This window comes from Klebsiella sp. LTGPAF-6F, from assembly GCF_001753185.1.
GTDB classification, from domain to species: domain Bacteria; phylum Pseudomonadota; class Gammaproteobacteria; order Enterobacterales; family Enterobacteriaceae; genus Klebsiella; species Klebsiella michiganensis.
On record NZ_CP017450.1, the window covers coordinates 634402 to 647164 of the forward strand.

The window sequence follows — 12763 nt, forward strand, 5'->3', positions numbered from 1 at the left end:
TTGATCGTGGGGAATAACATGCAGGTAAAATATTTAGCAGGGATTGTCGGCGCAGCATTGTTGTTAGCAGGTTGCAGCTCCAGCAACGAATTGACCTCTGGTGGCCAGAACGTACGCTTTGTTGAGGATAAACCGGGTTCTGAATGCCAGCTGTTAGGCACCGCGACCGGTACGCAGAGCAACTGGCTGTCCGGGCAGAATGGTGATGAAGGCGGCTCTATGCGCGGTGCGGCAAACGCTCTGCGTAACCATGCGGCAGAAATGGGAGGCAACGTGATTTACGGCGTCAGCAGCCCGACGCAGAATCTGTTGTCCAGCTTTGTCCCGACCGATAGCCAAATGAACGGCCAGGTTTATAAGTGCCCGAATTGATTTAACAGGTGCCTCTCTTGAGCCAATAGAGGCACCTGGCATATTTTTAGCGCGCGTTGATTTTCGCCTGTGTCGCCAGGTAGAACGCATGTAAAGGCCGCAGGCACTCCTCCAGCGACAGCATTCTTCCCGGCTGAGAAGGAATAATTTGGCTAAAAATCTGGCAGGGTTGATGCTGCGCATGCACTTCTTTCAGTTTTGGGCTCTTCTCAATTAAGCGCATCACAACGCTATTCTCCTGCTCTGACGGATGGGCGGCGTTGGTTTTAATCACCGCGCCGGAGATGATTTTTCGGCCTTCCTCCGTGTCACAGCAGTACAGTACGCCCAGATAATGGGAAAACAAATTGAGTTTCCACTCATCCTGGATGTACTGTTGGTAATCAACATTCTTGTTATTCGTTAAATCCAGTGCATATAGCATCAGGCTTTCCAGTGATGACGTTAAATTTTTAATCAGTTCGTTATCACCGGCGTTTTTAAGGGATTGCTGAATGCCAATCAGCAGCGCTTCAACCTGCATATCATCAATGCGCAGCGTAGCAATTTGCTCGTTTTGCAGCACCAGAATGAGCGTTGACCAGGTCGCTCCTGGTTTTAACGTAATCGATATGACTCGCCTTTCCGGATTGGGCTGCTGGACTTCCGGCATATCTATAACCGGGGTGTTTTCTATGAGCTGCTCATTAAAAGCAACCAGCTCACTCTTATAACTTTCACCTTCAGCGTTTAAGCGCTGTAATACAACGCCCATCCTGTGTTGTAAAACTAACAGGAGGTCGGTAAGCGCCTGGGCCTGAAGATAGTAAGACTGGCAAAGTTGGTTACTCAGCTTTACTTTGAGCATTAATGCTAAAAATTTGTCTTCATATTTAATTGATGCGGTATTAAAACCAATAAATGTGCCTTGCATACGGATCTCCTTTTCCTGTGGGTTATGCTGGTGCCAGCGTGCGTAGCTGTGATAAATCAATGATGCGATCGGCTGAGGCAATAGTGGATGGCCGATGAGCGACGATGATTCGGGTAATGCTTAACCCAGAGATAGACTGGTTAATCATCGACTCATTTTTAAGATCGAGATGACTGGTAGCTTCATCCATAAACAGAATGCTGGGTTTTCGGTAGAGGGCGCGAGCGATTAAGAGCCGCTGTTTTTGCCCGCCAGAGATGCCTAAACCGAGTTCGCCGACAATGGTTTCGTATCCCATCGGCATTTTCATGATTTCATCATGGATATTACATCTGCGTGCGCATTCAACGATAAAGTCCATATCGGCGTTATCTTCAAAGCCGCTGATATTATCGATCAGGGAACCCGAGAAGAGTCTGTCTTCCTGCAGAACGCAGGCCGTTCCATGACGGAAGTTGTTAAGGCCGATTTTCTGAATATCGAGGTTATCCGCTATCACATCGCCGCTGGTCGGGGACAGCAGGCCACACATGACTTTCAGTAGCGTGGTTTTACCGACGCCGGAAGGGCCGACCAGCGCGATGGATTCGCCCGGTTCAACGGTAATATTTAAATTAGAAAAAATAGGCTGTGAAAACGGATCGTACTGGTAGCTGAGATTCTTGACTTCCAGTTTAACGCCCGTGTTTTCTGCAAAAACGCGTCGTGAAGGCAGTTCTTTTTCCGGTTCGCTAAAGACGATCTCTGAAAGACGCTCATTATGTAACGACAGCATACGCAGCTGCATAATCAGATCGATCAAACTTGAGGCGCGCTGTGAGAACTGACCGCGATAGGCATTAAAGGCCATAAACATGCCAAGGGTCATATTGTTATCAATAACCATAATTGCCCCTAACCAGAGAACCGCAACCTGGTCGATAGAAGTAATAAAGGTATTAATACCGCCAAACATCATATCGAACCGAGTCTGTTTGATACCGGCATTACAGGCGTCGATGTTGATATTTAACCAGTGCTGAGAACGGCGTTCTTTCAAGTTCAACGCCTTAATCGTTGAAATACCATAGAGCGATTCCATAAAGTGCGAGCTGGAACGGGCGCCCTTGATAACCTGCTCTTCGGCAACGCGGCGGTAGAAGCTGTAGGTCGCAAAACGCATGATGACGTAGCATAAAGTAAAGCCCACCACGACCCAAACCAGCCAGCCGCCGTAAAGCGTTAGCATAATCAGCAGGCCAACGGTCATAATCGAATCGATAATGCCGGTAACAATGCTATTGGTGAAGGTTGAGCGGATAGTATCCAGCGAAGAGAAACGAGACTGAATATCGCCCAGATGGCGCTTCTCAAAAAAGGATAACGGCAGGCTCGTCAGATGATCGAACAGCGTTGTCTTCCACTGAATATTGGTCAGCGTATTTAACGTTAATGAGATCCAGGCCCGCAGCATACTAATAAATGTACGGAAGAGCGTGAAGAAGACCAGACCAATACAGATAACCGAAAGCAGGCTCTGATCGTGCGCCATGATGACGTGGTCGGTGACCAGCTGCGTGCCGATGGGTAATAACAGACCGATAGCTTCAACCACCACTGAAAAGGCAAAGATCTTGAGCAGGACGGATTTCAGCCCAACAATATTACGCATCAGGTCCAGCAGGCGTAGACGAGATTTCGCCTGTTCCTGCTGAAAATTTTGGTCCGGCCATAGCTCCAGCGCAACGCCGGTAAAGTTATTGGACATTTCCTGGATGCCAATAACCCGTTTACCCAGCGCCGGGTCGTGAACAATAAAGCTGCTTTTACGCACTTTAGTGAGTACCACGTAATGGTTCATACCCCAGTGGATGACGCAGGGCAGCTTTAGCTGCTTGATTTCATCCAGGTCGAGGGATAGCGCGCGGCTTTTCAACCCGGCATGTTCCGCCGTTTTGCTCAACGACATGAGCGTAACGCCCTGCGAAGGGCTGCCGTAGCGATGACGGAAATTGAACAGGTCGATATTGAGCCCGTAGAAGCCGCAAACCATCGCCAGACAGGCGATACCGCATTCGGCAGCCTCCGACTGTAATATCACCGGCGTTTTGTGGCGGAATGAAAAATTTAGCTTGTCGGTAATCGTCTTAAAAAGTTCTTTATTCATCGATCGGGCCACTCACGCTTTGCGTCATCTTATAGAAAGGGGTAAACATCCACATATACAGCGGGCGTTCTTCAAGAAAAACTACCGCCTGAGCCTTCAGGCCGTTAGAGAGCGTGAGCGTTTTTCCATTGTAGCTAAAAGTCTTGTCTTTAATTTTTATAATGGCTTTATAGAGCGCCAGCTCCTGCTGGCTAGTGCCGTTATTAACGTTGGTATATTCAGCCATCTCCTGGCGTGATGCTGGAACCGAGGAGATAGAAATCACCTTTCCTGGAAATTGTCCAAATTTATCCGCAGGAAAAGCATCATAGCGAATATTAATCGTGTCGCCTGGCTTCACATAAGGGATAGTATTATTGGGTAACCATAGGATGAGATAATACTCAATATCCTCTGTGGGTTTTATCTGTGCGAGGCTGCTGCCGTTCTCAACCATCTGCCCCTTAGTCACGGCCAGCGACTCAATCTTTCCATTAGTTGTGGCTTTAATAATGAGATTACCGTTCGCGTTAGATTCAACCAGCTGGTTTTTGTAATCATTGATTTGATTGTGCTGGCTGGAGATCTGATTATCAAAGTCTGCTGCTTTGGTTATTTTATCGCTATTGGTTTGCGTGAGCTGAGATTCCAGCTGCATCTTTTGGGTAACCAGAGATTGATAGGCGCTTTGCTGTTGAAAATATAAAGAATGCTGATAGTTATACTGGTCTTTGGTTATCAGACCATCCTTGAGGTATTTATCATAGCTGGATAAGTTGGTAAACATTTTATTTAAGCCAACCTGAGTCGTCGCCAGCATGCGGTTAGTTTCTGCCAATGAGGCGCTGGTGGTTTTAATCTGTTTCTCAAGCGCAGTTAATGTTTCAGATTTATTGCGCATCAGTTTGCTTATGATATCTTCCGCATTAGCGATTTTTTCATTAATTACTTCAATTTGGGCTGCGCTCACATTCCCATTGATGGTATTACGCGAAACGTCAAGCTCATAAAGCGGTTGACCTTTATTAACGATATCACCTACTTTTACGTGCTGATTAACCACAAAACCTTGCTGTGGGGCGAAGACGTTAACGGAGTGGGGGAGCGTAATGACCTCGCCACGCACATCAATGCGTTGAGTAAAGGTACAAAATATGAGAGACAATACAAGGGCGATAAGAAAAAGTGATGCTAACAAGGTGACCAACCACGCCGGAATACCTGCTAACAATAATGCTTTCCCTTTCCAGTGAATTTTTTTGTACTCAATCGCTTCCTTGCGATAGATATTTTTTAACATTGTTATCAGCTTTGAGATAGAGAAGTGAGATAAAAGAAGGCTCGTTAGAGCCTTCATAAAGTTATGGTCTGAAAATTTTCTTACCAGTAGGCTAGCGTACCATCAACAAATCCATCAAACATCTCGATGCATTTATCGAGAGTGATATCCCAGCCAACCATGGCACCAGCAATAGCGCCACCAACGCCGCCAACGCACAGACCGTAAATCATCCCCACCGCCTGGCCAATTGACCCGATACCTAAAATACCGCCACCATTGCCGCCAAAGATACCGCCCATAGCAGAACCGGCAAGTGCGCCAGCAGTGGCGCCTAAAATGGATGCCCCAATAGCTTCTGCGCCATTACAAATAATGCTACTTAAGGCATTAGCAACAGACGAGAAATCCCAGGAGTAGCCGCCAGAAATCTCTTCCATTTCAAATACAGTTAATTGTTTCATTATATATTCCTTTTATATATGGGTGCTTTTTTGAATACAACAAGTCAAATAAAAAGTAATTTAACACTTTTTAAATGAAAACCACGAATGCGCAAAGTGATATTTCGACGCTGATTCTAGTATGTGTTTATTATTTTTCAATGTTCGCTTTGATGATTGATTAATGAATTTTTAGTGATTCATGTAACAACCTTTGTGAATTAATATCTATGATGTGATTATGTGTGAGTAAAAAACTTGACAAAGAGAAGTGTTTAGCTCGCCATACTTGAAGTTGCTTATGCATCGGCTGTGTTCGCTCATCCCATAAACTTCATCCAGTAAACTTCTGGGAGCCCACTCGCAACTAAAATCATTTTTGATAATTGAGTTTTTATCGCACCAATAGTTCTGTGCTAAACCGACCGGGATGAATTTATATCCTTGTTAAGGAGAAGACTATTCCTCCTGGAGAATGACCTCTAAATCTGTTTTTATCTCACCGGTGATTCCTGCAGAAACATTTTTAGCGATTTTAAAATAGTCAGCAGTGAGAGTTAAGTCTTGACTCTTAGTACTGACGAAGGGATAAGCGTCCAGATCGTTAAATTTTATCGCAGAACCATTTTTTTTAAGAATGATACCTATGTTTTGAGCACCGTCTGGTAATGAGTTTAATAGTAGCCCATTTACGCTCGTTGATGCTACAGATATGGGGCTAAACCAGTAAATATATTTTTTGTTAGTTTCCGAATCTGGGCACTTAATATCGAGGGTAATGTTTTTAGCCTTGCCTGCGGCGCTGCCGACGGCTACTGAGTTTAAATCTGAAATGTCAATGGTGGATAGTTTTACGATACTCCCATTTCGCGGCGAGATTTCACAGGTAGTTTCCTTAAAAGTAATGTTAGTCAAATCCACATTGATTCTGAATAATTCAGCGGTATTCGATGCACCTGTGTTGGTCTGATTTGGCGGGCCAGCCATAAAATAAACCGCCGTTTTGTTTCCCTTTTGTTTCGTTATGGGGCCGGTTTTCACTAACCAGACCATGACCTGGCCAGACGCTTTAGAAAAATAATGATTGCTGGCTATTTCTGGCTGATCTATTTCTGCAGGGGAAAAATAGTTAACTGATGGTAAGGTAATATCAGAAATCTGAAACCCAATACCGGGGATGCCCGTCTCATAAACTATTTTTCCACCAATTTTAGTAATATTAGATGGGCTTACGACAGGTACGGCTCTGACGACATAAACATCGCTGGAACTACACGATGAAAATGTTTTGGGATTTACACTTCCACGTCTTGCCGACGCTAATATGCTACCGTTAGGTAATGTGGAATCCGCGATGACAGAACCGTTAAAACTAACGGTAATCGCACCGCCACCCGTTTTACTATATGAGCAGGTAGCCACCGCCTGTAAGCTTATGCTGAGTAAACTAATAATAAAAAAAAGACATTTCATAGTATTACTTTCCCTGTTGGTGGCAAACCGCAGTCGTCTGCGCGATGCCTTCGATTTCCGTAGCCAGACTATAAGCCGCTTTACACTGCTGACCGGCCTTTGACCCCCACTGGGCATAGACTTCACCGTTATCTTTCAGACCGGACATATAGACCATACCGCCATCAGATACGATGCTGGCCTGGGCATTTTTATCGGTAGTTGATGTTACCGTTGCGCCATACGGCACGTTTTCTCCTGACGCTCTCTTAAGGATAAGAAATGCGCGACGGCCAATATTGCCCGCGAAGTTAGCCCGTACAACGGCCGCACGGGTGGGCACCACTTTTTGCGTCGTATTTGGCAACTCCATATTATTACCCAGAGTCGTGCTATCTAAGGTTACGTTGGTCCGATGGTATGGCGTAACGTACGGAATAATCGCGTAGCCGCGGGAGTCCGTTTCGATAGTCGCGTCGTTTTCCAGGCGTACATTTTTCAGCCCGGGCGCTTTAACCAATACGGCGGTCTCAGACATTTCCTGACCTAAGGTAATACCGTCGGCATGAACTAATACGCCACCGCTCAGACCATAGTTAATTAACTGGCTATTTTTGGCATAACTGTAGCCGGCGTTAACTGAACCCGCGGAACCACGATAGTTGCCGTAGATGCCGCCGCTGGCATCTTCCCTATTGCTGTAGCCCTGCTGGACGTTCCAGTCGAGGTTATGATTTTCTAGCGCAACCCCGCTCAGGGAAACATACTGATCGGTGGAGCCCGGACTGCTGTTGGTGGCGTTGTAGGTCGCATAAGCATTGGGCAACCACTCGCTTAAAGGAATAGAGATATTAAATGAAACGACATGGTCATCCTCTACATAACGGCCGGAGCCATTATTTCCCCAGCTGTAGCGGCTATAGCTATAGCCCGCATAATAGTTGAAGCGACGGAACCCGCCATTATAACCAATATTTAGCGAGTTATTGTGGCGCTTGCTGTCCCAGTAGTCCTCAAATATACCGGATACAGAAAGGCTACCTAACCCCGCCCCCAGGCTTTGGCTCACGGTAATATTGGTTCTGTTACGCAGAGAGCGCGGAGTATAGCCGCCGTATCTGTTGCTATAGGTGTTCATCACATCGCTTAGCGTATTGTACCCGGAGGTCGAATAGCGATAGCCAGCTACGGTAATATTGGTGCCGGTCTCAAGAATATTTTTACCATAGCGGATACGCCAGGATTGGCCGGATGTTTTATCTTCATCTTTCTTGCTGGACCAGGCTGTCGTGACGTCTGCGGAAACTGCGCCAATATCGCCAAGGTTTTGCCCGGCTCCGAAAGCGAGCGCCTGATAGTTGGATGCCGCCTGCAAACCGGTATAGAAAGTGGTGTTGCTTAAGACACCGTAGCTGATCGTAGCCTGCGTAAACGGCTTTTCATCTATATTTCCGTCATATGGGCGATATTTACCGCTCGTAATTTCATACTCCATCTGGCCTTCTCTGAGCATTAATGGCAGAGAGGCGTAAGGCACGACGAAGTTCTGTCGGGAACCATCTGACTCCTCGACGGTGACGTAAAGATCGCCGTTACCGCCGGTCGAGTAGAGATCGGTGATTTCGAAAGCGCCTGGGGCGACAAAGGCCTGGTAGATTTGATAGCCATTCTGTTTAATGACGATGCGAGCGTTGGTCCTGGCAATACCCCGAACAATTGGTGCGAAACCGCGCAGGCTTTCAGGAATCATATCCGTATCGGTTGCCAGTTGAATACCCGTGAAGGGGACGCTGTCAAAAATGCTGGAGAGAGAGGTGCTTTCACCCATGACTAAGGTGCTTTTTAACGGAACAATGCTTCGCTGCACATAGAGATAGACGGAATCCCAGTCACTCTTCGTACCGGCTGATTTATTCCAGGTACTAAGGTTGCGCAGGCGCCACGGCCCAACGTTCAGGCCGGATTGTAAATTAAGATTGTAATATTCATTGTCAGCGTCGTAGTCTTTACCTGAACTAAACTGATAGTTGGTCAGCAAGGCGTTAATACCGTCATCAAACTCATCGGGAGAAACAAAACCCTGAGCGATTGTCGACAGAGCTGCCTGCGGTATGGAGATCAGCAACTGTTGAGTATTAAAGTTAAAATCGGTAGTCAAATCCGGGATGACGCTCGTATCAGCACAGCCGTTTGCATCCTCTCTTAATGTTGGAAATGCTTCTGAACGTAAACCATAGGTTGTTAATTTAGCAATGCTTAAACAAGGGGCCAATTTTTGCGCACCTGTCACCGGATCTTTTTTGTCAACAAAGCGGATATCAGCTGTTTCTTGCAGACTATTATTTAAAATAACGTCAATCCGATACACCCCTGGCGCCTGCGCATCCCTGGTTGAGTAGAGGGATAAATCCGGTATTGAGGATGGATCGCCCTGATTTACTGACTTAATAAAAGCGGGATCAAAAAAATCACGTGCGAGGGTATTAGCGCTTAAACCGAGAGCGAGCGCCGGAACGAGAACGAAAAATGTGTGGTAGGTTGCAGATAGTGCCCCTCCCATTTTTTTTATTGAAATAGACATACTTTTCACCCTGGCCAATGAAGAAGAATTTATATCGATGAGGTATTGGCTGGCCCTGAACCCCCGTTATCCGTAGCAACCTTCCACTCGATCTCTGAACCATTTATATCTGCAGGCAAAGTAAACTCTTTGCTGGCAAAAGCATCAATATTATTAACTGAACTGGTAATATCCCTGCCGTTTATTATTATTGATTTAAAATAAATGAAGAACGGTGTCGGATTTTTTAGCGTTATTTTATTACCGGACTTACGCCACTGCAGTTTTTTAGCTTCAGTAGTAATATTCAGATCCTGAATAGCTCGAGGGCGATAGATGAGACGCATTCTGTGGCGAACGGCGAGCTGCAGCTTGTTTTTGTCGGCTTCACTTTCGCTGGTCGGTGGGATAGACATAACGTTAAAGAAGTAAACGGTTTCACGATCCTGCGGCGCTTTGGATATATACGCATTAGGGAAAATACGCACCGTATTCGTTTGCTTTCCCTCCAGACGGAAAAGCGGAGGCGTCACCATAAAAAAGCTATCTTTTATCCCTTCAGATGCTTCAACCCAGGATTTAATGAGATAGGGCGTATCATCTTTGTTTTCAATGTTTGCGCTGATTTCTCGCGCGCCTTCTTTATAAAGATGGCGGGTTGAATCAACCACGACTCCGGCCTGAGCCACAAAGCAGATGGTAAAAAAAGAAAGTGTAGTCAGCCTCAATAATGACTTCAGCATAATTCATTCCCTGAATAAAATAATGGGGTTTACCTGAGGTAAACCCCGGTATGCTTATTAGTAGCTAATAGTAAAGGTTGCTACACCCTTAACTGCACCATCGGTAACGCCGTTTGCGGTTTTAATATATGCCGCTTTATAACGCAGATAAGAAGGAGTCCCTGCAGTATAAGCAATAACCTTAGGCGTAGTACCGGTGAAGCTTACGCGGGTTCCATCAGTGTTAACTACGGTAACAGCAGCGTTAGTCGCCGGACTGGCAGCGGTGTTGGTCAGTACGTCATCCAGGCCGCTGATGTAGTCGCCTGTTACGGTTACGTTGATATTACCGGAATATTTAGTCGCGCCTTTCTGGCAGTCTTCGATTTTATACTCAATGTCTTTTGCTGTAGACATATACGGCGTGTTGACTGCCATTGCCTCCAGCACGGATGCTTTGACATCGTCCAGAGTTAAAGAACCGCCTGAAATCATCGCGGACGGCGTTACGTTACAGGATTCGCCGGTGTCAGTAACGTTACCCAGAATAGTCAGAGAAGAGCTGTTCCCTGCCGCGAAAGCCTGAACGCTCAAAGCTGCAGAAGCAGCGACCATTACAGCTACAATTGTTTTTTTCATTTATTTAATCCATTTATATATACTAAAGTCCTGAATAGTGCCAGAGCGTGGATATTAATTAGCATGATAGATAATAACTAACATTCCGCTATGTATTCCTGAACACTATCGTTATTTTCCTCCTGCCGACGCTATTATACAAATCTGATATACATAGCGCATATTGTGCCGGAGCGGTACCAAATCTAAGTGCAGGATAGATAAAATGCATGTGAATTCTGTTTGAATTTAAAGGTTAGTTGTTGAAGCTTGCAAATTCACAAGCAGATTTCGTAGATAATAATGAGCGTAGCTGGAACGTATAGTTGTAAATCAGCCTTCCCTTTGGTTCAAATATCATGATAATATTATCCCCGCTCTGGGAGGAGCGGGGATTTATCCTTGGAATTATCTAATCTGGCAGGCTAAAAGGGATGTTCTGTGTTTGCTAAAGGTGAAATTGAATTTAATTCATCTTTGTTTCATATGGAATGGTGAGAGAGGATTGGGATTATGATATTCAATGAATATATCATTAATAATGAAGTTATTTTTAATGTAAATATGAATGAGCTGCAGCCTGTAGGAGACAATGGGGATAGTGTGACCCTCAACGCACCAACGGCACGCTGCCTGCAGCTTTTACTCGAAAGCAACGGGAAGATTATATCCAGAGAAGAATTTCTGGATATAGTATGGAAAAATAGAGGAATTGTCGTTTCTCAGAATACGTTTTATCAAAACATTTCCTTGCTAAGAAAGTCGTTAGTGAAAGCAGGATTGTCGCAAGATATTATTGTTACAGTAAGGCAGCGGGGATTTGTTCTCGCCGCAGGATCAAATATCGCGTCATTCTTCCGTACGGACGAAAAAGAGCCAGAAAACCCTGAAAATGTGCAGATCACCGCGAGCACATCTTCGCCTCCGGTTGAGAACAATGTGATTCACCATTTAGCCATTCAGGACGATGCGCAAAAAAGTTTCAGTGACAATAACGCAACCGAGTTCAAATTACCTAAGTGGATTTTACCCCTGCTATTGGTGATGACCGCAGCAAACATTCTTTCTCTTTTCTTGTAACTTTAATGAGTGGGTTTACAGCTTGCTTTTATATTTGCTTTTACTTTCTTCCGGAAAGGATAACGACTGGTTTTACGAAAATGATTAAGCCGCAGTATTTATATCCCAGTGAGTAATAGTAAATAAGCAGTCTGCCTGGCTTCGCCCGGCAGACGGATTGACTATTGCTGCTTTAACCCCAGGTCGAGGGGCGTCTTGCTGGGTTCCCCGCCGATTTCCCGCGCTAGTTTGGGTACTAAATAGCCGGACACCAGCGTCAACAATTCGCGCACGATCGCTCTGGCCTCTTCGTCACTGACCATAAAATGCGCCGCACCCTGCACTTTGTCTAACACGTGCAGATAATAAGGCATGACGCCGGCGTCGAATAGCGCGTTGCTCAGGTCGGCAAGCGTGTTGGCGTTATCATTTACGCCGCGCAGCAGCACGCTTTGATTCAATAAGGTCACGCCAGCCATACGCAGTTTTTTCATAGAGGCACGAAACGCCGCATCAATCTCGTTGGCGTGGTTAACGTGGTTCACCAGCAGTACCTGTAACGATGATGCAGCAATACGGGCAACCAGCGTATCAGTAATACGCGCAGGAATCACAATGGGCAGCCGGCTGTGAATACGCAGGCGCTTGATGTGCGGAATAGATTCCAGCTGCGTCAATAGCCAGTCGAGTTCATGATCCTTGGCCATAAGCGGATCGCCACCGGAAAAAATGATCTCATCCAGCTGGGGATGTGCCGAAATGTACTCCAGGGCCTGCTGCCAGTTACGCTTATTGCCCTGGTTTTCAGCATAGGGGAAGTGACGACGGAAGCAATAACGACAATTTACCGCGCAGCCGCCTTTCACCAGTAGTAGCGCACGGTTGCTGTATTTATGCAGCAGACCGGGCACAACGCTATGCTGCTCTTCCAGCGGATCGGTAGAGAATCCCGGGGCATTAATAAACTCTTCCTGGGAGGTAAGTACCTGACGAAGAAGAGGATCGTTGGGATTACCTGGCTCCATACGGGCAATAAACGCCCGCGGAACACGCAGTGCGAACAGGCGTTTAGCATCACGCCCTGCCAATAGATTCGCATCAGCGTCTACATTTAAAAGATGCAGCAGTTCATCAGGACTGGTCACAACATCGGCAAGTTGCGTTAACCAATCTTCTCTGGATGGGGTATTTAGGGTTACAATATGCGCCATTTTGTGGCT

The 12763-nt window shown here is 46.0% G+C and carries 11 protein-coding genes; 2 read left to right on the plus strand and 9 right to left on the minus strand.

The features are described 5' to 3' along the window. Positions 1 to 18 precede the first annotated feature (18 nt). Positions 19 to 372 (plus strand): DUF4156 domain-containing protein, encoded by a 354-nt coding sequence (locus BJF97_RS03075; RefSeq protein WP_004097909.1) that lies wholly within the window; start codon positions 19 to 21, stop codon positions 370 to 372. A gap of 46 nt (positions 373 to 418) precedes the next feature. Here BJF97_RS03075 and yjeJ read toward each other — a convergent pair whose 3' ends face one another. From yjeJ to BJF97_RS03115, 8 genes are all read right to left on the minus strand, one after another. Continuing rightward, positions 419 to 1285: a YjeJ family protein gene (gene yjeJ, locus BJF97_RS03080; RefSeq protein WP_070082839.1), complete on the minus strand. Its 867-nt coding sequence runs from the start codon at positions 1283 to 1285 to the stop codon at positions 419 to 421. Positions 1286 to 1307: 22 nt separating this feature from the next. After that, positions 1308 to 3431 carry a peptidase domain-containing ABC transporter gene (locus BJF97_RS03085; protein ID WP_032695141.1) on the minus strand — a complete coding sequence of 708 codons (2124 nt, stop codon included), beginning with the start codon at positions 3429 to 3431 and terminating at the stop codon, positions 1308 to 1310. After that, entirely contained in the window at positions 3424 to 4710 is a 1287-nt protein-coding gene (locus BJF97_RS03090; protein WP_032695142.1) for an HlyD family secretion protein, read from the minus strand. The genes BJF97_RS03085 and BJF97_RS03090 overlap by 8 nt, the downstream gene beginning before the upstream one ends. Positions 4711 to 4790: 80 nt before the next feature. Next, complete coding sequence (locus BJF97_RS03095; RefSeq protein WP_014227601.1) at positions 4791 to 5153, minus strand: hypothetical protein; 363 nt, start codon at positions 5151 to 5153, stop codon at positions 4791 to 4793. A 438-nt stretch (positions 5154 to 5591) separates the two neighbouring features. Next, entirely contained in the window at positions 5592 to 6605 is a 1014-nt protein-coding gene (locus BJF97_RS03100; protein WP_014837173.1) for a fimbrial protein, read from the minus strand. Positions 6606 to 6609: 4 nt separating this feature from the next. Further along, positions 6610 to 9165 (minus strand): fimbria/pilus outer membrane usher protein, encoded by a 2556-nt coding sequence (locus BJF97_RS03105; RefSeq protein WP_032695143.1) that lies wholly within the window; start codon positions 9163 to 9165, stop codon positions 6610 to 6612. Positions 9166 to 9194: 29 nt separating this feature from the next. Beyond that, complete coding sequence (locus BJF97_RS03110) at positions 9195 to 9887, minus strand: fimbrial biogenesis chaperone (protein ID WP_014227604.1); 693 nt, start codon at positions 9885 to 9887, stop codon at positions 9195 to 9197. 57 nt (positions 9888 to 9944) lie between these two features. Further along, positions 9945 to 10505 (minus strand): fimbrial protein, encoded by a 561-nt coding sequence (locus BJF97_RS03115; protein WP_014227605.1) that lies wholly within the window; start codon positions 10503 to 10505, stop codon positions 9945 to 9947. A 492-nt stretch (positions 10506 to 10997) separates the two neighbouring features. Between BJF97_RS03115 and BJF97_RS03120 the strand changes: the two genes are divergently transcribed. Continuing rightward, on the plus strand, positions 10998 to 11564 hold the full coding sequence (locus tag BJF97_RS03120; RefSeq protein WP_014227606.1) for a winged helix-turn-helix domain-containing protein: 567 nt from the start codon (positions 10998 to 11000) through the stop codon (positions 11562 to 11564). Between the two features lie 161 nt (positions 11565 to 11725). On the opposite strand, the gene epmB is transcribed toward BJF97_RS03120, so the two are convergent. Then, a complete protein-coding gene (gene epmB / locus BJF97_RS03125) occupies positions 11726 to 12754 on the minus strand; it encodes an EF-P beta-lysylation protein EpmB (protein ID WP_032695144.1) in 1029 nt (342 codons plus the stop codon). Between the last annotated feature and the right edge of the window lie 9 nt (positions 12755 to 12763).

What these genes read in the sequence shown, in the direction of transcription:
- epmB (WP_032695144.1), bottom strand. Translation starts at nt 12,754, where the DNA reads ATGGCGCATATTGTAACCCTAAATACCCCATCCAGAGAAGATTGGTTA.
- BJF97_RS03100 (WP_014837173.1), bottom strand. Translation starts at nt 6,605, where the DNA reads ATGAAATGTCTTTTTTTTATTATTAGTTTACTCAGCATAAGCTTACAG.
- BJF97_RS03075 (WP_004097909.1), top strand. Translation starts at nt 19, where the DNA reads ATGCAGGTAAAATATTTAGCAGGGATTGTCGGCGCAGCATTGTTGTTA.
- BJF97_RS03105 (WP_032695143.1), bottom strand. Translation starts at nt 9,165, where the DNA reads ATGTCTATTTCAATAAAAAAAATGGGAGGGGCACTATCTGCAACCTAC.
- yjeJ (WP_070082839.1), bottom strand. Translation starts at nt 1,285, where the DNA reads ATGCAAGGCACATTTATTGGTTTTAATACCGCATCAATTAAATATGAA.
- BJF97_RS03085 (WP_032695141.1), bottom strand. Translation starts at nt 3,431, where the DNA reads ATGAATAAAGAACTTTTTAAGACGATTACCGACAAGCTAAATTTTTCA.
- BJF97_RS03095 (WP_014227601.1), bottom strand. Translation starts at nt 5,153, where the DNA reads ATGAAACAATTAACTGTATTTGAAATGGAAGAGATTTCTGGCGGCTAC.
- BJF97_RS03120 (WP_014227606.1), top strand. Translation starts at nt 10,998, where the DNA reads ATGATATTCAATGAATATATCATTAATAATGAAGTTATTTTTAATGTA.
- BJF97_RS03110 (WP_014227604.1), bottom strand. Translation starts at nt 9,887, where the DNA reads ATGCTGAAGTCATTATTGAGGCTGACTACACTTTCTTTTTTTACCATC.
- BJF97_RS03090 (WP_032695142.1), bottom strand. Translation starts at nt 4,710, where the DNA reads ATGTTAAAAAATATCTATCGCAAGGAAGCGATTGAGTACAAAAAAATT.
- BJF97_RS03115 (WP_014227605.1), bottom strand. Translation starts at nt 10,505, where the DNA reads ATGAAAAAAACAATTGTAGCTGTAATGGTCGCTGCTTCTGCAGCTTTG.